The sequence below is a fragment of the Streptomyces sp. NBC_01498 genome (assembly GCF_036327775.1).
Classification (GTDB): Bacteria; Actinomycetota; Actinomycetes; order Streptomycetales; family Streptomycetaceae; genus Streptomyces.
This window is the reverse complement of sequence record NZ_CP109598.1, coordinates 4,333,313-4,351,115: the sequence shown is the minus strand read 5'-3', so window position 1 is coordinate 4,351,115 and position 17,803 is coordinate 4,333,313. Positions and strand designations below refer to the sequence as shown.

The 17,803-nt window shown below is 71.7% G+C and carries 22 protein-coding genes and 1 pseudogene; 8 read left to right on the top strand and 15 right to left on the bottom strand.

The window, feature by feature from the left end:
• The first annotated feature begins 136 nt into the window (after positions 1–136).
• Together OG875_RS18685 and OG875_RS18680 are read left to right on the top strand one after the other, a co-directional pair.
• Positions 137–517: a hypothetical protein gene (locus OG875_RS18685; protein ID WP_330175368.1), complete on the top strand. Its 381-nt coding sequence runs from the start codon at positions 137–139 to the stop codon at positions 515–517.
• Positions 518–561: 44 nt separating this feature from the next.
• Positions 562–762 (top strand): DUF397 domain-containing protein, encoded by a 201-nt coding sequence (locus tag OG875_RS18680; protein ID WP_330175367.1) that lies wholly within the window; start codon positions 562–564, stop codon positions 760–762.
• Positions 763–913: 151 nt separating this feature from the next.
• On the opposite strand, the gene OG875_RS18675 is transcribed toward OG875_RS18680, so the two are convergent.
• Together OG875_RS18675 and OG875_RS18670 are read right to left on the bottom strand one after the other, a co-directional pair.
• The gene (locus OG875_RS18675; RefSeq protein WP_330175366.1) at positions 914–1,555 is read right to left on the bottom strand and encodes a hypothetical protein; all 642 of its coding nucleotides are present in this window, start codon (positions 1,553–1,555) and stop codon (positions 914–916) included.
• Positions 1,556–1,644: 89 nt separating this feature from the next.
• A complete protein-coding gene (locus tag OG875_RS18670) occupies positions 1,645–2,079 on the bottom strand; it encodes a VOC family protein (protein WP_330175365.1) in 435 nt (144 codons plus the stop codon).
• Positions 2,080–2,397: 318 nt separating this feature from the next.
• Between OG875_RS18670 and OG875_RS18665 the strand changes: the two genes are divergently transcribed.
• Positions 2,398–2,649: a DUF6400 family protein gene (locus tag OG875_RS18665; protein WP_330175364.1), complete on the top strand. Its 252-nt coding sequence runs from the start codon at positions 2,398–2,400 to the stop codon at positions 2,647–2,649.
• Complete coding sequence (locus OG875_RS18660; protein ID WP_330175363.1) at positions 2,633–2,866, top strand: hypothetical protein; 234 nt, start codon at positions 2,633–2,635, stop codon at positions 2,864–2,866. Before OG875_RS18665 ends, OG875_RS18660 begins: the two co-directional genes overlap by 17 nt.
• A 33-nt stretch (positions 2,867–2,899) precedes the next feature.
• Here OG875_RS18660 and OG875_RS18655 read toward each other — a convergent pair whose 3' ends face one another.
• A complete protein-coding gene (locus OG875_RS18655) occupies positions 2,900–3,454 on the bottom strand; it encodes a YciI family protein (RefSeq protein ID WP_330175362.1) in 555 nt (184 codons plus the stop codon).
• 46 nt (positions 3,455–3,500) lie between these two features.
• Entirely contained in the window at positions 3,501–3,671 is a 171-nt protein-coding gene (locus OG875_RS18650) for a hypothetical protein (protein ID WP_330175361.1), read from the bottom strand.
• 11 nt (positions 3,672–3,682) lie between these two features.
• On the opposite strand from OG875_RS18650, the gene OG875_RS18645 reads away from it, so the two are divergent.
• Both OG875_RS18645 and OG875_RS18640 read left to right on the top strand, forming a co-directional pair.
• Positions 3,683–3,955: a hypothetical protein gene (locus tag OG875_RS18645; protein WP_330175360.1), complete on the top strand. Its 273-nt coding sequence runs from the start codon at positions 3,683–3,685 to the stop codon at positions 3,953–3,955.
• Positions 3,956–4,007: 52 nt separating this feature from the next.
• Positions 4,008–4,637, top strand: a complete 630-nt coding sequence (locus OG875_RS18640; RefSeq protein WP_330175359.1) for a DinB family protein — start codon at positions 4,008–4,010, stop codon at positions 4,635–4,637.
• A gap of 198 nt (positions 4,638–4,835) precedes the next feature.
• On the opposite strand, the pseudogene OG875_RS18635 reads toward OG875_RS18640, so the two are convergent.
• The 10 genes and pseudogenes from OG875_RS18635 to rsmI form a co-directional block, all read right to left on the bottom strand.
• A pseudogene (locus OG875_RS18635) lies at positions 4,836–5,135 on the bottom strand (DUF6281 family protein); the annotation flags it as partial.
• Positions 5,136–5,309: 174 nt separating this feature from the next.
• The gene (locus OG875_RS18630) at positions 5,310–6,014 is read right to left on the bottom strand and encodes a DUF4276 family protein (protein WP_330175358.1); all 705 of its coding nucleotides are present in this window, start codon (positions 6,012–6,014) and stop codon (positions 5,310–5,312) included.
• Positions 6,011–7,210, bottom strand: coding sequence for an AAA family ATPase (locus OG875_RS18625; protein ID WP_330175357.1), 1,200 nt, complete (start codon positions 7,208–7,210; stop codon positions 6,011–6,013). The genes OG875_RS18630 and OG875_RS18625 overlap by 4 nt, the downstream gene beginning before the upstream one ends.
• A gap of 99 nt (positions 7,211–7,309) precedes the next feature.
• Complete coding sequence (locus OG875_RS18620) at positions 7,310–8,011, bottom strand: alpha/beta fold hydrolase (protein WP_330175356.1); 702 nt, start codon at positions 8,009–8,011, stop codon at positions 7,310–7,312.
• Between the two features lie 49 nt (positions 8,012–8,060).
• Positions 8,061–8,276, bottom strand: a complete 216-nt coding sequence (locus OG875_RS18615; protein ID WP_330175355.1) for a hypothetical protein — start codon at positions 8,274–8,276, stop codon at positions 8,061–8,063.
• A gap of 166 nt (positions 8,277–8,442) precedes the next feature.
• Positions 8,443–9,381 (bottom strand): 4-(cytidine 5'-diphospho)-2-C-methyl-D-erythritol kinase, encoded by a 939-nt coding sequence (locus OG875_RS18610; RefSeq protein ID WP_330175354.1) that lies wholly within the window; start codon positions 9,379–9,381, stop codon positions 8,443–8,445.
• A complete protein-coding gene (rsmA, locus tag OG875_RS18605; protein ID WP_330177796.1) occupies positions 9,378–10,244 on the bottom strand; it encodes a 16S rRNA (adenine(1518)-N(6)/adenine(1519)-N(6))-dimethyltransferase RsmA in 867 nt (288 codons plus the stop codon). The genes OG875_RS18610 and rsmA overlap by 4 nt, the downstream gene beginning before the upstream one ends.
• Before the next feature lie 229 nt (positions 10,245–10,473).
• The gene (locus tag OG875_RS18600; RefSeq protein ID WP_330175353.1) at positions 10,474–11,418 is read right to left on the bottom strand and encodes a TatD family hydrolase; all 945 of its coding nucleotides are present in this window, start codon (positions 11,416–11,418) and stop codon (positions 10,474–10,476) included.
• A gap of 121 nt (positions 11,419–11,539) precedes the next feature.
• A complete protein-coding gene (locus OG875_RS18595) occupies positions 11,540–12,001 on the bottom strand; it encodes a hypothetical protein (RefSeq protein WP_330175352.1) in 462 nt (153 codons plus the stop codon).
• Positions 12,002–12,130: 129 nt separating this feature from the next.
• On the bottom strand, positions 12,131–13,045 hold the full coding sequence (rsmI, locus tag OG875_RS18590; protein ID WP_330175351.1) for a 16S rRNA (cytidine(1402)-2'-O)-methyltransferase: 915 nt from the start codon (positions 13,043–13,045) through the stop codon (positions 12,131–12,133).
• Positions 13,046–13,414: 369 nt separating this feature from the next.
• On the opposite strand from rsmI, the gene OG875_RS18585 reads away from it, so the two are divergent.
• Positions 13,415–15,133, top strand: coding sequence for a dolichyl-phosphate-mannose--protein mannosyltransferase (locus tag OG875_RS18585; RefSeq protein ID WP_330175350.1), 1,719 nt, complete (start codon positions 13,415–13,417; stop codon positions 15,131–15,133).
• Positions 15,134–15,373: 240 nt separating this feature from the next.
• Entirely contained in the window at positions 15,374–17,008 is a 1,635-nt protein-coding gene (locus tag OG875_RS18580; protein WP_330175349.1) for a penicillin-binding transpeptidase domain-containing protein, read from the top strand.
• A gap of 263 nt (positions 17,009–17,271) precedes the next feature.
• Here OG875_RS18580 and OG875_RS18575 read toward each other — a convergent pair whose 3' ends face one another.
• Positions 17,272–17,733 carry a VOC family protein gene (locus OG875_RS18575; protein WP_330175348.1) on the bottom strand — a complete coding sequence of 154 codons (462 nt, stop codon included), beginning with the start codon at positions 17,731–17,733 and terminating at the stop codon, positions 17,272–17,274.
• Positions 17,734–17,803: the final 70 nt, after the last annotated feature.

Genomic DNA, 17,803 nt, shown 5'->3' with positions numbered 1-17,803 from the left:
GCGCCCGGTGGCGGCGCCGTAAGGGGCACCCCTGCCCGCCCGCTCCTCATGCCGGCGGGCGGGCAGGGGTGGCCGCGCCACCACGGCGGAAGGCCCATCCATGCACCAGCCCGCAGCTTCGCCCTGCCCTCGAACCGTGCCCGGCGTCGAGGTCCGGTACTGGTACGAGCACGTCACCCACCACCCGCTCACCGCCGGGGGCCCGGACGTCGAGAAGGCCGAGCATCACACTGCGGACACCCCGGCTGAGGCCATTCGGCTGATCCGCAAGGCCGTGCACGCCCTCGCCGCCGCGCTTCCGCCCAAAGAGCGCAAACGCGCCCTAAGTTGGGCCGAGGGCGGCGGCTGTGTCCGTGCGATCGCCGCCCTGCACCGGGGCGAGACCTGCGGGTTCTCGCTCGGTAACCGGGGCGCCTGGCTGGAGTGGACGGTCCGTCCGTACCACGAGTTCCGTACGCCGGAGGGACGTCGACTCCCCCTCGTCCCGGCCGACGTACCGGCCGGAACGCCCCACTGAACGCAGTCCAGACAACGCGACACTCACAGAAGGCGAGACGGTCCATGACCAAGCCCGTCATCAACTGGCAGAAGTCCTCGTTCTCCGGCGACTCCGAGTGGGATTGCATCGAACTCGCCTCCGTCAACGGCCAGATCCACCTGCGTGAGAGCGAGGCGCCGGACACCGTCGTCGCCACCGACAAGGCGAAGCTGCGCGCCTTCCTGCTCGGCGTGAAGGCCGGCGAGTTCGACCACCTGATCTGACCGACCAGGACGAACCGAGTCGCACGGCCACGGACCCGACCCGGCCACCGCCGCCCGTCCGGGCCGCGCGAGCAGGTGCCGGTGGCGCCACGACACAGCCACCGGCACCGGCACCCCCGCCCGCACCCCATCCGCACCGAGCCGCCCGCCGCTACGGCAGGCAGATCTCGTGCAGTTCCCCGGCGAACGCGTGCCGCGCGTGCGTACGCATGCGGGCCGCGTACGTCACGTCCTCCGCGAGCGCCGAATAGCCGTCGCCCGCAACGGAGATGACGCCCGCGGTGTCCGCCAGGTAGACGTCGAAGCCCGGGTACATCAGCTCGGCGCACGGCAGGTCGTCCACGTCCAGGGCGAGCACCGGGTACTCGCCGGCCTCGTCGGGCTCACCCGTCACCAGGACCCGCCGGGAGTCCGAGCCGCCGGGCAGAAGGAAACACTCGCCGAAGCGGCCCGAGAGCCCTTCGAAGCACTCCCCCCAGCCGTCGCCGAACTCGTCGCGGGCGATCTCCCCCAGCGTGCGCGGCGTGAAGCGCAGGTCCGCGTCGTACCAGCCGAATCTGCGCAGGAGGCCCGCGTCGTACGCCAGCCAGCGGCGCAGGCTCGGCGGCAGCGGGCGACCGCTCGGGAACACCGTCCCGGCGATCACGTCAGCGGGCACCGGCTCCGCCGGTCCGGCCCGCCAGGGGCCCGCCCACTGGTTGTAGTCGAGAACCGGGCGGTGCGGGTCCGCCTCGACGGCGGCCATGGCGCGCTCGGTGAGGGGGACGCCGTGGGCGTCGGGCAGCGGAAGCATCGGTCGGAGATGTCCTTGTTCGCCGGGGCCGTTGGAGGGTCGGACGCCGCGAGGCTATCGGCGGCCACCGACAGTCCCGGCGGCGAACGTCACCCGGAACCCGTGACCGACGTCCCGCCCCACTCCTCCGGGGCCACGTCCACGAGGGTCTCCGAGAAGGTCCAGCGGTGGCCCGCGAGGTCCTCGGCGGTGTACTGGCGTTCGCCGAACGGGAAGTCGGCCGGTTCGGTGACGATTCGCGCGCCGCTCCGCCGGGCCCGTTCACAGTGGGTACCGGCGTCCTCCACGCGCACGGTCACCGAATGGGTGACCTCGCCGGGGCGCGGCGGTCGCCGGTCCCCTCCCGTGTCGGCGACGATCACGGCGCCGTCCCCGACGCCGAGCTGCGCGCGGTGGTCCTCGCCGATCCGTACGCGCTCCACGAAACCGAAGGCCGCGCCGAGCCAGGCCACGGCCTCGCGGACGTCGGGGTAGGTCAGGACGGGGATGACCGTCGACGCCGGGACGGAGCGGTTCGTTCTCATGGGTCACTCCCACAGGGGTTCGAGGACTCCCGCAGGTACGGGGTCTCCCAGGTCCGGGTCTGCCGCAGTGTGCGGGGCGGAGGTGCTCGGCGCACCGCCGACACTCCGCCGAACCCGGGCGAGGCCCGCAAGTCGGTGAAGTACGTCACACGAGCAGGGCCCGCACCACGCGGCCCACCGACAACGTCCCACCCCCGGCGGCCGATCCGGGCGGACGGTCGCCAGGGGCCCGGCGGCCGGACTTAGGGCACCCTTCCCTGGGGCCGCGGGGACCTGGTACAGATGGTGGCGTTCCATCGGCACAGCGAAAGTCTCGCCATGAACCAGGACGAATCAACCGGACTCATACCCTTCTCCATCGACCTGACCTTCGACGAAGCCCGTCGGCGGACCGAGGTCGTGGCCGCGCTCGGGGACACCTGGGACCCGGTCGCCGCCCTGCGGGGCGAGGACGAGGCGTACGCGCTCCTCTACTCCGGTCTGGACGCCGAGCAGCGGCGTACGTACGACATGCTCGTCGCGGCCGGGGTGCTGCCGGAGGACGGGCCGGGCCGTGCGCCTTCCCATTGACCCGCAGGCGGACGCCTCGCGCCGGGCGTGGGTGGACTGCCCGGTGTGCGAGGACGCGCGGAGCTGCGGGACGTGCGCCGGGCGGAGCAACTGCCAGGAGCACTGGCGCTATCTGATCGCCAACAGCGGGCCGGTGCTGCATCTCCAGTGCCCGAGCTGCACGCACATGTGGTCGCTGAACACCCGCCCCGGCATTCCGCGTCCGCGACGGTCGTAGAGCCGGAGCCGGAGCCGGTCCGCTGCCGGACTTTCAGACGCGCCCGCCGAACTGCCAGGCGTGGACCTCGATCTGCGCGTACCCGCCCGGGGTGAGCACGGCGCGGGCAGTCGCCCGGTCCGGGGCGCGGAGGAGGACCGCCGTACCGACCCGCGTCCTGTCGTCGTCGGACATCAGCGGGCCGTACGCGATCAGCTCGTCACGGTCGTCCGGGGCGGCGAGGTCGACCGCCGGGTCGGCGGGGCCGAGCCCGAGCACGAGGTACCGGTCGCCCCCGTCGCGGCCACCGGGGAAGTCCCACATGGTGCGGCCCAGCGCGTTGCGCCAGCGGCGGATCATCACGTCCCGGTACACGCCGGCCTGGTAGCCGGGCTCGTCGAAGGCGAACGCGCGGGCGGCGGCGGGACCGGGCAGGTCGAGGATGTGGACGCTGCCGGTGGCGACGTCCGCGTCGGTGTCCGAGAGGGTCGGCCCGCGGGCGATCATCTCCTCGGCGTACCGGTCCATGTACGACCAGTGCTCCTCCAGCAGCTCGTCGCGCAGAGTGCCCGAGCCGGACCGGTCGCGGTGGTGGATGAAGAACTCCATGCGGACAGTCTTCACCAGCCCCCGTCCCGGCCGCCGACCGGTTCGCTCACAGCGCCGCGAGGGGATCCGGGGCGCCGGCCGGGACGGGTTCCACCACCTCCCAGCGCTCGGCGATCAGGCCGTCCTGGACGCGGAAGAGATCGGCGACGGCGATGTCGGGCGCGCCTCCGGGCAGGGAGCGCCGCGAGAACATCGTGACGTGGTCGCCGTGCGCCACGAGCCGATCCGGTGGTGGGCGCGCTGTACGGCGAGTTCTTCGCGGGGGACGGGCACGCGGGGCCGGTCCTGGTGCCGGGGGCGGAGGTGGCGGCCTCGATGATCTTCCGCTTCCGGGGGCGGGAGGTGCGGCTGTTCTCGACGGTCACGGCGTTCGGAACGCCCCAGGACATCACCGTCGAGGAGATCTCGATCGAGTCGTACTACCCGGCGGACGCGACCGGCGCGGCGCTGCTGCGGGACCTGGCGGACGAGGCGGCGGGGGCGGCGGAGTCCGGGTCCTGAGTCGGGGCCGGGGTCGGGTCCGACGGCGGCGCCGGGTGGCAGACTGCGCGGCATGGTGGAAGAGAACGACATGGCGGACCAGCAGCTGGCGACCATGAAGGCGGACCTGGTCCGCTACCTCCAGAGCGCCCGTGACTCCCTGCTCTGGAAGCTGGACGGCCTCTCGGAGTACGACGCCCGCCGCCCGCTGACGCCCACCGGGACGAATCTGCTGGGGCTGGTGAAACACGCCGCCGCCGTGGAACTCGGCTACTTCGGCGACACGTTCGGGCGGCCGTACTTCGCTCCGGACGAGGTGCCCGCCTGGTACGGGGAGGAGGCCGAGGCCAACGCGGACATGTGGGCGACGGCGGAGGAGTCGCGCGAGGAGATCGTGGGCTTGTACCGCGCGGCGTGGGCACACGCGGACCGTACGATCACCGATCTGCCGCTCGACGCGGTCGGCGTCGTCCCGTGGTGGCCGGCGGACCGGGCGGAGGCGACGCTGCACCGCCTCCTGGTCCACATGATCGCCGAGACCGACCGGCACGCGGGCCACGCCGACATCGTCCGCGAACTGATCGACGGCGCCGTGGGTCTGCGCGAGGACCGCGCCAACCTGCCCCCGGCCGCCGACCCGGTCTGGGGCACGTACCACGACCGCGTGGAGTCGGCGGCCCGCAGGGCGGGCGGCGAGGACTGACCGGCCGACTCTCCGTCGGGCGGCAGCCGGCCCGCCGTCCGCCGGCAGAACGCGGTCGCGGTCGCACCGGGGTGCGTAGTGGTCGGCGCGGGACACAGCCGGAGTTCGGACAGCCGCGCCCCGCGTCTCGTGGCAGGGACCGTCGATCAGTTTCCGCACGTCGGGCGGCAGTTCCGAGCCGGAGTACGCGGCCACGAATACGGCCTCCTCCGGTGTGTCCCCGACGGCGATGGCCACCTTCGGGGAAATGCCGTCCACCTGATACGCGGTCTCCGTCTCCGTGATCCCCGCCTCCGGTGCCTCGTCCCGGCCGTTGCCGCCGGTGTCGTCGCACGGGGGTTTGGTGGCGGTACCGAGCTTGCCGGCAATCACGAAGTCCACATTCGCGACGTCCCGATACGTACGCCCCTCATAGGTGAACTGAAGCGCACAGGCCGCCGCCCGCTCACCGCCCCCGCTGCTGCTGTCGGCCGCGCACGCACCGGCCGACACCACCATGGCCACCGCCACCGGCACACCGGCAACTCGTCCGGTCCGACTCATGGACGTCATCCTCAGTAGATGCTGCGAAGGGCGAGGACGTCTCCCTTACCGAGGGTCTGCGTCTCCAGCCAAGAAGGCACTTTCGCGTTTCCGCCCCAACAGCCGCCGTACGCAAGCGAAACGGCGAGGCTAGCCCTTTTTCTTCTTCCCGGAGCCGGAGCCGGGAGAAGAAACGGGAGCGGCGACGTCCCGCACGCCGGACACGAACGCGTGGAAGCTCGGCGACCGGTTGTCGGTCAGGCTCAGCTTCGGACCGATACGTCTCCCCCACTCCGGCTTCGATGGCATTCGAATGCCATGGGCTCGGAGGATTTTTTCAAAGGCATCGGAACACTTCCCGGACACGGAATCAGGATTGTGCTTGTAATTTCGCGGCACATCCTGCGTGACCTTGGGAAAGGCCGCTTGCACGGCCGGCCAGTCCCCGAAGTACCAGCTTTCCAGCTCTCGGATCGCGATCCGGTTCAGCACATGGAAGGCCCCGGCCGTTCCCGGCCGCTTTGCGCGGGTGGTCAAGCCTGCCTGTGCCGCCATGGAATCAAGTTTCCTTTTGAGGTCGGTACAGTCGTCGTTGTCCTGGTCGACCAGGACAACGACACGAATGTCCTCACCCCTCCGGCGGGCCGCGGCGTAACCGTTCAGCCTGTCCGGGAGCTTCTTCAGCAGGTCGTGTTTTCCCTGGAAGCGCCGGACCTTGACCCGCACGGTGTCGTCCGTGAATATCCTGGCGAGGACCGGCTTCAGCGCCTCGTCCGCCGACTCCTCCTCGACCAGCAGCTCAAGTGAGATCACCGGCTGGGGTACGCGGCGGCGCAGGACGACCTTGCGGGTCACTCGTCCTCACCCACCTCGACAACAGGCGTTTTCGGCTCTGGAAGATCGTCGAGGTAGTTCTCCTGCCAGAGGCTCCCCAGCAGCGCGCCGTTGTCCAGCATGTCGGTGACCATACGGAGTTCATTCGGGCGAATGACCCTCGTATATCCGTCATCGCCTCGATAGAGCGCAATGACTTCATCCGGTCTGCACGCGTTCACGAATTCATGCGAGTGTGTCGTGACCAGTACCTGAGACTTCTTGCTGGACTGTCGGCATTGCTGGGCGAGCCCCGGCAGCACGGAGTTGTAGAGATGATTCTCCGGTTCCTCGATACCGATGAACGGCGCGGGAGCAGGGTCATGAAGAAGAGTCAGATAGGAAAGCAGCTTGAGCGTCCCGTCGGAGGCGTTACTGGCCAGCACCGAATCCGCGAACGGGCTGTCCTTGATGAAGAGGACAAGCCTGCCGTCCGGCGAGGTGGAGTAGTCGACACGCTCCAGCGTGGGGACCGCTTCCTTCAGAGCCTCTATCACCGATTGAAGCCGCTCGGGATAATTCTCCTTCAGATACTGGAGAACATTGCTGATGTTGTCGCCCGACTGGGAGAGGCGTTCCTGCGGTCCGGCGGTGGGCGACTTACGCTCCTCGGCGACCGACAGGTATGAGAGGTACCAACCGGAGATGAACCGCCTCAGAGCGGCGACCCGTGGATGGGATTTGAACTGCCCCAGCGCGTTGACGGCCAGCCGGTCCGGCCCGTCGAGGTCCTCCCGGGAAATCGCCCCGGTCTCCTCGTCCACCACGTCTCCTGACCCATGGTGGAAGTCGAGAATGTTCTGCGGTCGACCCTGCCCCCGGGCCGTGGTCCAGCGGAGGAACTCCCGGCTGACGACCGGACGTCCGCGCACTTCGTCAATCTCCAGGCGGTAGGTGAGCAGCCTCTCCCTCGGCGTCTCGCGGTAGGAAATCTGGATGGCGATGGGCCCATCAGCCCCACGTGACCTCAACTGTGACAGCCCGCCCCGCCGATCCCACGCGTTTCTGACGCCAAGGGTGAACGCCGTCTCCAAGAATGCGAAGACATCGAAAAGGGTGGATTTTCCGCTGCCATTGGGGCCGATCAGCACCGTGAAGGGCTTGAGCTTCTTGATCTCGATGTTCTGCAACGCCCGATAATTTTCGATCTTGATCGCTTCGATCACCGGTGGGCGCATGGCCACTCCTCGCCGCTCTCTTTTTCGGGGTCGCATCGCAGATCATCGTAGGACCAGGACGACCCCTACCCCGCGTAAACCCTCCCTCGGGCCACCCCCTCAGAGCCCGCCCAGGATCGCGGCGAGTTCGCGTGGCTGGGAGAACATCGGCCAGTGGCCCGTGTTCGTCGTCACCAGCTGCCAGGTGTCGCTCTTGAGCAGTTCCGCCACGTCCGGGCTAGGTTCCGGCCAGTCCATGAGGCATTTGATGTAGGTCGCCGGGAGGTCCGACAGGGGGCGGGCGAGGGTCGCCCGGTCGGTGAGGGTCGCGCCCGGGTGCGGGGTGGAGCCGGCGACCAGGCGGGTGATCCCGTCCGGGGTGAGGTCCTGGCCGTCGAAGTCGGCCGCCGTCAGGGGCGGCCAGAAGCCGCCGGTCGCGGCGATCGACGCCTCCACCGCCGCCCGGCCGTCCGGCCACACCGAGACGAACGACTCGCCGTCCGCCGGGACGTTCGCGTCCACGAAGACCACGCGGGACAGCCGGTCCCCGATGCGCTCGGCGGCCTGGCCGACGGGAATGCCGGAGTAGCTGTGGCCCACCAGGACCACGTCACGCAGATCGAGGCGCTCGACCGTGTCCACGATGTCCCGGACATGGGACTCCAGACCGATGGGGGTCTCCCCCGCCTCGTGCTGCCGCTCCCCGAGGCCGGGCAGCGTCAGCGCGTACGGCTCGTGCCCCGCCGCGCGCAGCTCCGCCACCACCTCGTCCCACGCCGCCGCACCCAGCCACGCACCTGCCACCAGCACGAATCGAGTCATGGCCGCAAACTAGCGCAGGGGTCCGACAACGGCCTCGCGGCGCCGGTCGTCAGCGGCCGATTCCGACGGCGTAGGCGAGACCGCCGACGACCAGGACGCTGCCGACGAGCCGGACGATCACGACGTTGAACAGCCAGGTGCGCCGGCCGCCCGACCTGCCGAGGACCGTCTGGTTGCTCTGCTGATTGGCGGTGGCGAAACGGCGCGCGTGGATGACGAAGATCGAGGCGAACGCCGCGAAGAGCAGACCCATGAGGACGTGCATGTGACTCCCTCTCGTCCCGGTACCCGATCGTCAGCGGTGCCCGTCGAGCGCGACGGCGTGGCGTGCCCGGCGCGCCCGGCAGGCCGGGCTGTTTCGGTACGCGTGCCCCCGAGGCTCGACACGACTCCCCTCGAACCTGCGTCTCCCGTCGGAACGGTCCGATCCGTCAGGACACCACCCGCGCCCCCGGTGCCGGGGCCGAAGTCGCGCGTGCCGTACGGCAGTTGCCCGACGCCACCAGTGCCTCGGCGATCGTCTCCGCCGACTCCGCGTCCTTCGTCAGGAACGCCGTCGTCGGGCCCGAGCCCGAGACCAGGGCCGCCAGCGCGCCCGCCGACATGCCCGTGGTGAGTGTCGCGGCGAGGGACGGGCGCAGGGAGAGCGCCGCGGGCTGGAGGTCGTTGACGAGGGTGGCCGCCAGGGCCGTCGCGTCGCCCGTGCGCAGCGCGGTCAGCAGGGCGGGGTCGGCGGCGGGGGGCGGGACGTCGGCCGTCGCGGTGAGGCGGTCGAACTCCCCGTACACCGCGGGCGTCGACAGCCCCCCGTCCGCGACCGCGAACACCCAGTGGAACGTGCCGCCGACGTCCAGCGGTGTCAGCCGCTCGCCGCGCCCGACGCCGAGCGCCGCGCCGCCGAGCAGGCTGAACGGTACGTCGCTGCCCAACTCGGCGCAGATGGCGAGCAGTTCGGCCTCCGACGAGCCGAGCGACCAGAGCGCGTCGCACGCCAGCAGGGCGCCCGCGCCGTCCGCGCTGCCACCCGCCATGCCGCCCGCGACGGGGATGTCCTTGTCGATGTGGATGTGGACGCGCGGCTCGATGCCGTGCCGGGCGGCCAGCGCGATCGCCGCGCGCGCCGCGAGGTTGGTGGCGTCCAGCGGGACCTGGTGGGCGTCGGGCCCGGCGCAGGTCACGCGCAGTTCGTCGGCCGGGGTGACCGTGACCTCGTCGTAGAGGCCGACCGCCAGGAAGACGTTGGCGAGGTCGTGGAAGCCGTCGGGGCGCGCGGCGCCCACCGCGAGCTGGACGTTGACCTTGGCCGGTACGCGTACGGTCACCGAGTCCCGGACCACGGCCCGCTCGGCCGACGTGTCGGTGTCGCTCACGCGCCCGCTCCCTTAGATTCCGCGATCCGCGCGAATTCCTCCACCGTCAGCGACTCGCCCCGCGCCTGCGGCGAGATTCCGGCCGCGACCAGCGCCGCCTCGGCCGCCGGGGCCGATCCGGCCCAGCCCGCGAGCGCCGCCCGCAGGGTCTTGCGGCGCTGCGCGAACGCCGCGTCCACGACCGCGAAGACCTCGGTGCGCGAGGCCGTGGTGGCCGGCGGCCCGGGGCGGCGGACGAGCGAGACGAGGCCGGAGTCGACGTTCGGGGCGGGCCAGAACACGTTCCGGCCGATGGCCCCGGCCCGCTTGACCTCCGCGTACCAGTTGGCCTTGACCGACGGTACGCCGTACACCTTGTTGCCGGGCGCCGCCGCGAGCCGGTCCGCGACCTCCGCCTGGACCATGATCAGGGTGCGTTCGATGGCCGGGAAGTGCTCCAGCATGTGGAGCAGGACGGGCACGGCGACGTTGTACGGGAGGTTCGCCACCAGGGCCGTAGGGGTCGGGCCCGGCAGTTCGCGCACCCGCAGCGCGTCCGCGTGCACCAGCGAGAAGTGGGCGGCGCGGCCGGGCAGCCGGGCCTCGACGGTGCGCGGCAGGGCGGCGGCGAGGACGTCGTCGATCTCGACGGCCGTGACGTGCTCGGCCGCCTCCAGCAGCGCGAGCGTCAGCGAGCCGAGCCCGGGGCCCACCTCCACGACCACGTCGTCCGGGCGGACACCGGCGGTGCGCACGATGCGGCGGACGGTGTTGGCGTCGATGACGAAGTTCTGGCCGCGCTGCTTGGTGGGGCGTACGCCGAGGGCCGAGGCCAGTTCGCGTACGTCCGCCGGTCCGAGCAGCGCGTCGGAGGCGGGGGACACGCCCGGCGCGTCGTCGGGGGCGGCGTCCGGCGCGTCCGTGGGGGCTTCGGGGGGCTCTGTGGTGCTCACACGAGCAGCCTACGGCCGCCGCCCGGCCCCGCGTCGCGCCCCACCCGGCCCCGTGCCCTCCGGCGCCCGCGCCCCGTGTCGCCGACCGTCCGTGCCGCTCGGTCCGCCACCCGTTCCGCGCTCGGTCCGCCGCCCGGACCCGCGCGGCCCGCCGTCCCTGTCAGGACCGGCCGTCCCCGTAGCCGAAAGCGCGTGCCGTGTTGGCCGAAATCGCCGTCGCCATCGCGTCCTCGTCGATCCCCCGGACCTCCGCCATCGCCCGCACGGTGAGCGGAATCAAATAGGGCGCATTGGGCCGTCCCCGGTACGGAACGGGCGTCAGAAAAGGTGCGTCCGTCTCGACCAGAACGAGTTCCAGCGGGGCGACGGCCAGCGCCTCACGCAGCACACGCGCGTTCTTGAAGGTCATATTTCCCGCGAAGGACATGTAGTAGCCCGCCGACGCGCAGATTTCGGCCATTTCCGCGTCGCCCGAATAACAGTGGAATACCGTCCGCTCCGGAGCGCCTTCTTCCGCGAGAACGCGCAGAACATCGGCGTGCGCCTCACGGTCGTGGATCACGAGTGCTTTTCCGTGCCGTTTGGCGATCTCGATGTGCGCCCGGAAGGAGCGTTCCTGCGCGGCCTTGCCGCCGGGTCCCGTACGGAAGAAGTCGAGCCCGGTCTCGCCGACGGCCTTCACCTGCGGCAGCGCCGCCAGCCGGTCGATCTCGGCGAGCGCCTCGTCCAGCGCGGCGTCGCCGCCCGCCTCGCGGACGCCCTGGCGCGACCAGCCGTCGGGGTCGCCGTGCACGATGCGCGGCGCCTCGTTGGGATGCAGCGCGACGGCCGCGTGCACGGAGGCGTACGCGGCGGCGGTGTCGGCGGCCCACCGGGACCCCTTCAGGTCACAGCCCACCTGGACGACGGTCGGCACTCCCACGGAGGCCGCCTTGGCGAGGGCCTCCTCGACGGTGCCGTCCTGCATGTCCAGGTGGGTGTGCGAGTCGGCGACCGGCACCCGGAGCGGTTCGGGTGCCGGAGGCGCTTCGTCGGCGCGGGTGGCGCGCTTCGTACTCTGCGTACTCCGCGCGCTCTTCGTGCTGTTGGCGCTCTTGGGGCTCATGGGCACGATCGTACGAGGACCGCGCCCCGGAGCCCCACGGGCGGACCGGGTTCGGGCCGCCGACCCGGACGGCAACGGCTGCGGGCTGCGGCTGCCGCTGCCGCTGCCGACCGGGTACGGGCTACCGGCGGTGGAAGGGGTGCAGGAGGTCCGAGAGGTGCCAGTGGTGCCCCGGCTTGGCGGGCCCGGCGGGCGTGGCGGCGTTGCCCGCCTTCGCCGGGGAGACCGGGGACGCCGGGGACACCTTCGGCGCCCTGTTCTTCGGTGCCTTCGGGGCCTTCGGGGCCTTTGCCGCCTTGGGCACCTTGGGGACGGGGGTGCTCTGCCGGCTCATCAGGGCGTGCACCGAGGAGACCTGCCCGGAGCGCATGATGCGCACCACGTGGTTCCCGCAGTTGGCGCAGGTGGGGCTGGACAGCGGGGAGGGCACCCGTATCCCGTCCGCCTTGTAGACGACGAATTGACCGCCGGAACCGTCCGTGTGGTGCTCTATGTCGTACGCCTGCTCCCAGCCGTGCCCGCATCGCATGCAGCAGAACGCATATGCCTCGTGGGCGACGGCGTTGCCCGTGATCTCACTCATGCCGAGCTCCTTTCCACTTCGTCCAGTGGACGCCCATTCGGGCGGGAGCGCAGCAGCGCTGTCGATTAATGGCGGGCTTTTGGTCAGCTCATTCCTCAAGGCCCCGGAAAGGGCCCCGCGCTTTGCGTTTCAGGAAAGTCCTTTACTGTCACGGGGGCTTGACCCGGCGGAGTTCTTTGCCGCCACGACCGCATCGAACACCACACGTTTGGGCAGCCCCGCTTCCAGGGCGACGGCGGCGATCGCCTCCTTCCGCCGCTCCCCCGCCTCCTCCCTCACCCGCACCATGCGCACCAGCTCCACGGGGTCCGTGACGGGGGCGCGTTCGGGGGCGCCCTCCACGACGACGGTGATCTCCCCGCGTACGCCGTCGGCCGCCCAGACGGCCAAGTCGGCGAGGCCGCCGCGCTTCACCTCCTCGTACGTCTTGGTCAGCTCCCGGCAGACGGCGGCCCGCCGGTCGGCGCCGAAGACCTCGGCCATCGCCGCGAGGGTGTCGTCGAGCCGGTGCGGCGCCTCGAAGTAGACGAGGGTGCGGCGTTCGTCGGCGACCTCACGGAGCTTGGCCAGCCGCTCGCCCGCCTTGCGCGGCGGGAACCCCTCGAAGCAGAACCGGTCCACCGGCAGCCCGGACAGCGCCAGCGCGGTCAGTACGGCGGACGGGCCCGGCACCGCGGTCACCTTGATGCCGCGCTCGACGGCCGCCGCCACCAGCCGGTAGCCGGGGTCGGAGACGGACGGCATCCCCGCGTCCGTGACGAGAAGCACACGGGCGCCGCCGGCCAGCGCCTCGACCAGTTCGGGCGTACGGGCGCTCTCGTTGCCCTCGAAGTACGAGACGACACGGCCGGTCGTCGTCACACCGAGCGCCTGGGTGAGCCTGCGCAGCCGCCGGGTGTCCTCGGCGGCGACGACATCGGCCCCGGCCAGTTCGGCGGCGAGGCGCGGCGGGGCGTCGGAGGTGTCGCCGATGGGGGTCCCGGCGAGGACGAGAACGCCGGCCGGGGTTGCGGGGGGCGTTCCGCGGGAGGGCTCAGTAGTCACGTACGCCATCCTCGCAGGGGCCGCGCCGGGCCCGCCCCGGCGCCCGCACAACCCCTCTTCGGCGGGCGCGCCCCGGCGCCCGCCGAACCTCCGCCCGACCCACCTCCGACCGCCGCCCCGGCGCCCGCCCGACCGCCGCCCCGGCGCCCGCCCGACCTCCGCCCGACCCCGCCCGACCCCTCTTCGCCGGGCCCGCCCCGGCGCCCGCCGAACCTCCGCCCGACCCACCTCCGACCGCCGCCCCGGCGCCCGCCCGACCCACGTCCGCCCCCGCCCGGCCCCTCTTCCGGAACGTCACGGCCCCCGGCCCCGCGCCGTGTCCGCGGGCGCGTGCCCCCGTCCCACAGCGGCGTTCCCTACGATGGCGCGGTGACCAGTACTGCGCCAGAAGCCCTCCAGGGTCGGGACGCCGAGGAAAGGCCGCCGTCATGGCCCCAGCGGCTGCGGCGGTTCGGCTATGCGCCGAGACCCGTGATCGGGCTGCGCGAGCGGCTGGTCCCCCCGTACACGGAACCCTCCGAACGCCTCTGGATCGTGCTCGGTGTCCCGCCGCTGCTCGCCGACCGGGTGGTGCGCTGGTCCGCTTGGCTCGGGCCCGCGCTGGTGGCGCTGGTCGCCGGGCTGCTGCGGTTCTGGCATCTGGGCAGCCCCAAGGCGGTGATATTCGACGAGACGTACTACGCGAAGGACTCCTGGGCGCTGGTCAACCGGGGGTACGAGGCGAGCTGGCCCAAGGACATCGACAAGCTGATCCTGGCCGACCCGTCGAAGATCCCGGTGCCGGCCGACCCCGGCTATGTGGTGCATCCGCCGGTCGGCAAGTGGGTCATCGGGCTCGGCGAGCTGATGTTCGGCTTCGACCCGTTCGGCTGGCGCTTCATGGTGGCGGTCCTCGGCACGCTCTCCGTCTTCATGCTCTGCCGCATCGGCCGCCGGCTGTTCCGCTCGACCTTCCTGGGGTGTCTGGCGGGCGGGCTGCTCGCCGTCGACGGGCTGCACTTCGTGATGAGCCGCACGGCCCTGCTCGACCTGGTCCTGATGTTCTTCGTACTGGCCGCGTTCGGCTGTCTGCTGCTGGACCGGGACTGGGCGCGGCGGCGGTTCGCCGACGCGCTGCCCGTGGACGCGGACGGGCTGCTGCGGCCGAGTGCCGCCGTCGGCGACCGGCTGCGGCTCGGGTGGCGCCCGTGGCGGATCGCCGCCGGGGTGATGCTGGGGCTGGCCTTCGCGACGAAGTGGAACGGCCTCTACATCCTGGCCGCGTTCGGGCTGCTCACGATCGCCTGGGACATCGGCGCCCGGCGCACCGCCGGGGCGGCGCGCCCGTACCTCTCGGTGCTCCGGCGGGATCTGCTGCCGGCCTTCGTCTCGACGGTCCCGGTCGCGCTCGTCACGTACGTCGCCAGCTGGACGGGCTGGATCGTCACCGGCAAGGGCTACTTCCGGGACTGGGCCGCGACGCGGGACGGCGGCTGGTGGTTCTGGTTGCCGGACTGGCTGCGCAGCCTGTGGCACTACGAGGTCACGGTCTACGACTTCCACGTCAATCTGACGTCGGGCCACACCTACCAGTCCAACCCCTGGAGCTGGATCGTCCTGGGCCGCCCGGTCTCGTACTTCTACGAGGACCCGAGGGGCGGCACGGAGGGCTGCGCCGCCGACCCGGGCGACAAGTGCGCCCAGGAGGTGCTGGCGATGGGTACGCCGCTGCTCTGGTGGGCGGCGTGCTTCGCGATCCTGTACGTGCTGTGGCGCTGGTTCTTCCGCCGCGACTGGCGGGCGGGCGCCATCGCCTGCGGGATCGCGGCGGGCTGGGTGCCGTGGTTCTTCTACCAGGAACGCACGATCTTCCTCTTCTACGCGGTGGTCTTCGTCCCGTTCCTCTGTCTGGCGGTGTCGATGATGATCGGCGCGATGCTGGGCCCACCGGGCTCCGACGAGAGACGCCGGACGGTCGGCGCCGTGGGGGCGGGCGTGCTGGTCCTGCTCATCGTGTGGAACTTCATCTACTTCTTCCCCCTCTACACGGGCCAGACGATCCCGCTCGGGGAGTGGCAGGACCGGATGTGGCTGGACACCTGGGTGTGAACCGGGTTCACCGGCGCGGGTGTTGAGGCGGTCGACGGCGCTCGGCGCGGGTGCTGGGAGGCGGTCGGCGAGGGGTGCTGGGGCCGGCCGGCCGGGGTGTGGCGTACCGTTCCGGCCGATTCGTCGCGGTCCGATAACGGGCGGCCCTTTGCCCCCACCCGTCCCGTAGAGTGCGATTAGTTGCCCCGTGAACACGTTGAGACACGTGTCCGGGGCACTCCTGGGGAGGGGGACGCGCTCATGCGCAGTGGGGCCAAAGTCGCCATCGTGGGCGGTGTGTTCATCATGGTGGCCGGTGGGGTCGGCTACGGGGCGTACCAGGTTCTCGGCGGGGGCGGCGACGGCGACGACGGTACGGAAGCCCGGTCGGCGTCGGCGGAGATCCGGACCGGGCCGCCCGGCGCGGACGAGATCGCCGACACGGCGGCGGAGTTCCTCGCCGCGTGGGCCGACGGGAAGGACCCCGAGCGCGCCGCCGCGTACACCAACAACCCGGACGCCGCGAAGGCCGCCGTCGCCTCGTACGCCGAGGAGGCGCACATCACGGGCGCCGTGATCACCCCCGGGAAGGCGACGGGCGCGACGGTGCCGTTCACCGTGAAGGCGACGGTGACGTACGAGGGCGTGAGCAAGCCCCTCGCGTACGCCTCCGAACTGACCGTCGTACGCGGGCTGACCACCGGGAAGCCGCTGGTCGACTGGCTGCCCACCGTCGTCCACCCCAAGCTGACGAAGACCTCGCGCCTGGTCACGGGCGAGGCGGCGACACCGCCGATCAAGGCGCTCGACCGCGACGGGCGGGAGCTGACCGCCGAGAAGTACCCGTCACTCGCGCCGGTGCTCGACCAACTGCGCGACAAGTACGGCGAGAAGGCGGGCGGCAAGCCCGGCGTCGAGACCTGGATCGAGGACGACGACGAGAAGCTGCCCCGTACGACCCTGGTGACGCTCGCCAAGGGCCGGAGCGGCGAGCTGCGGACGACGCTCGACGCGAGGGTGCAGGCGGCGGCGGAGACGGCCGTGAAGAAATACCCGCAGGCGTCCGTGGCCGCGGTGAAGCCGAGCACCGGCGAGATCATCGCCGTCGCCAACAACCGTGAGGACGGCTTCAACGCGGCGATGCTCGGCAAGCAGGCACCGGGCTCCACGATGAAGATCGTGACCGCCGCGATGCTGCTGGAGAAGGGGCTGGTCGGCGCGGACCGGCCGGCGGAGTGCCCGAAGACGGTGCTCTACCAGGGCACGTCGTTCCACAACCTGAAGAACTTCGAGATCCAGGACGGCACCTTCACGCAGAGCTTCGCCCGCTCCTGCAACACGGCCTTCATCAAGCTGATAGACGACACGGGGGACGACCACGCGCTGCCCGCCGAGGCGCGCGAGGTCTTCGGGCTCGGGCTGAACTGGCAGACCGGCATCCCCTCCGCCGACGGCAGCGTGCCGGAGGCGGACGGAGGCGGGGCCGCCGCCCAGTACATAGGCCAGGGCACGGTCCAGATGAACGTCCTGAACATCGCGTCCGTCACCGCCACCGCCAAGGACGGCCGCTTCCGCCAGCCGATCATCGTCCCGCGCCAACTCGACAACCGCCAACTGGCTTACGCACAGCGGCAGTTGCCCCAGTCGGTGGGCCAGGCCCTGCGCGAGATGATGCGCCAGACCGCCGCGTGGGGCACCGGCCGGGCGGCGATGGCCGGACTGGGCGGGGACAAGGGCGCGAAGACGGGTTCGGCGGAGGTGGACGGGCAGGCCACGTCGAACAGCTGGTTCACCGGCTTCCAGGACGACCTGGCCGCCGCCGCGAGCGTCGAGTCCGGCGGCCACGGCGGGGACGCGGCGGGCCCGGTGGTCGCCGCCGTACTCGCGGCGGGGTGAAGAAGGCTACGCCGGGCTGAACGGGGCTCCGTGGGATCCGGCCGCGTGAAAGGCTCCGGCGGCCCCACGGCCAGGCGGAGAAGTTCCGGCGGACCCGGCGGCCCCACGGCCAGGCGGAGAAGTTCCGGCGGCCCCGGCGGCCCCACGGCCAGGCGGAGAAGTTCCGGCGGACCCGGCGGCCCCACGGCCAGGCGGAGAAGTTCCGGCGGACCCGGCGGCCCCACGGCCGGGCGGAGAAGTTCCGGCGGACCCGGCGGACTCGCTCAGTCCAGGCAGAATTCGTTGCCCTCGGGATCTGCCATCACGATGAAGCCGCTGCTCATCGGGGGTGCGGGCTCGTCGCGTCGCAGGCGGGTCGCGCCCAGCGTCACCAGGCGCGCGCACTCGGTCTCCAGCGCCGCCATCCGCTCCTCCCCCTCCAGTCCGGGTGCGGCGCGGACGTCGAGATGGACCCGGTTCTTGGCGACCTTGTCCTCCGGCACCTGCTGGAAGAAAAGCCGGGGGCCGTGCCCGTCCGGGTCCTCGACGGCCGAGCGGGTGTTGCGCTGGTCCGCCGGTACGCCGATGCCCGCCAGGAAGTCGTCCCAGGCGGCCAGCGGGTCGGCGCCCTCGGGCACGTCGACGCCGGGCGGGCCGGGGTGGACGTAACCGAGCGCGTCGCGCCAGAAGGACGAGAGCGCCGCGGGGTCGTGGGCGTCGAAGGTGATCTGGATGTGGCGGCTCATGGCGAGGCTCCGTTCGTGGTGGGCCGGTTTCAATGACGGCCGGTTCATGAGGGGCGTGGGCGCGTGGGCG

Excerpts from the sequence above, each read along its gene's own strand:
- OG875_RS18670 (WP_330175365.1), bottom strand. The coding sequence starts at position 2,079 with ATGAGAACGAACCGCTCCGTCCCGGCGTCGACGGTCATCCCCGTCCTG.
- OG875_RS18575 (WP_330175348.1), bottom strand. The coding sequence starts at position 17,733 with ATGAGCCGCCACATCCAGATCACCTTCGACGCCCACGACCCCGCGGCG.
- OG875_RS18665 (WP_330175364.1), top strand. The coding sequence starts at position 2,398 with ATGAACCAGGACGAATCAACCGGACTCATACCCTTCTCCATCGACCTG.
- OG875_RS18620 (WP_330175356.1), bottom strand. The coding sequence starts at position 8,011 with ATGACTCGATTCGTGCTGGTGGCAGGTGCGTGGCTGGGTGCGGCGGCG.
- OG875_RS18595 (WP_330175352.1), bottom strand. The coding sequence starts at position 12,001 with ATGAGTGAGATCACGGGCAACGCCGTCGCCCACGAGGCATATGCGTTC.
- OG875_RS18640 (WP_330175359.1), top strand. The coding sequence starts at position 4,008 with ATGGTGGAAGAGAACGACATGGCGGACCAGCAGCTGGCGACCATGAAG.
- OG875_RS18600 (WP_330175353.1), bottom strand. The coding sequence starts at position 11,418 with ATGAGCCCCAAGAGCGCCAACAGCACGAAGAGCGCGCGGAGTACGCAG.
- OG875_RS18675 (WP_330175366.1), bottom strand. The coding sequence starts at position 1,555 with ATGCTTCCGCTGCCCGACGCCCACGGCGTCCCCCTCACCGAGCGCGCC.
- OG875_RS18580 (WP_330175349.1), top strand. The coding sequence starts at position 15,374 with ATGCGCAGTGGGGCCAAAGTCGCCATCGTGGGCGGTGTGTTCATCATG.
- OG875_RS18625 (WP_330175357.1), bottom strand. The coding sequence starts at position 7,210 with ATGCGCCCACCGGTGATCGAAGCGATCAAGATCGAAAATTATCGGGCG.
- OG875_RS18615 (WP_330175355.1), bottom strand. The coding sequence starts at position 8,276 with ATGCACGTCCTCATGGGTCTGCTCTTCGCGGCGTTCGCCTCGATCTTC.
- OG875_RS18680 (WP_330175367.1), top strand. The coding sequence starts at position 562 with ATGACCAAGCCCGTCATCAACTGGCAGAAGTCCTCGTTCTCCGGCGAC.
- OG875_RS18655 (WP_330175362.1), bottom strand. The coding sequence starts at position 3,454 with ATGGAGTTCTTCATCCACCACCGCGACCGGTCCGGCTCGGGCACTCTG.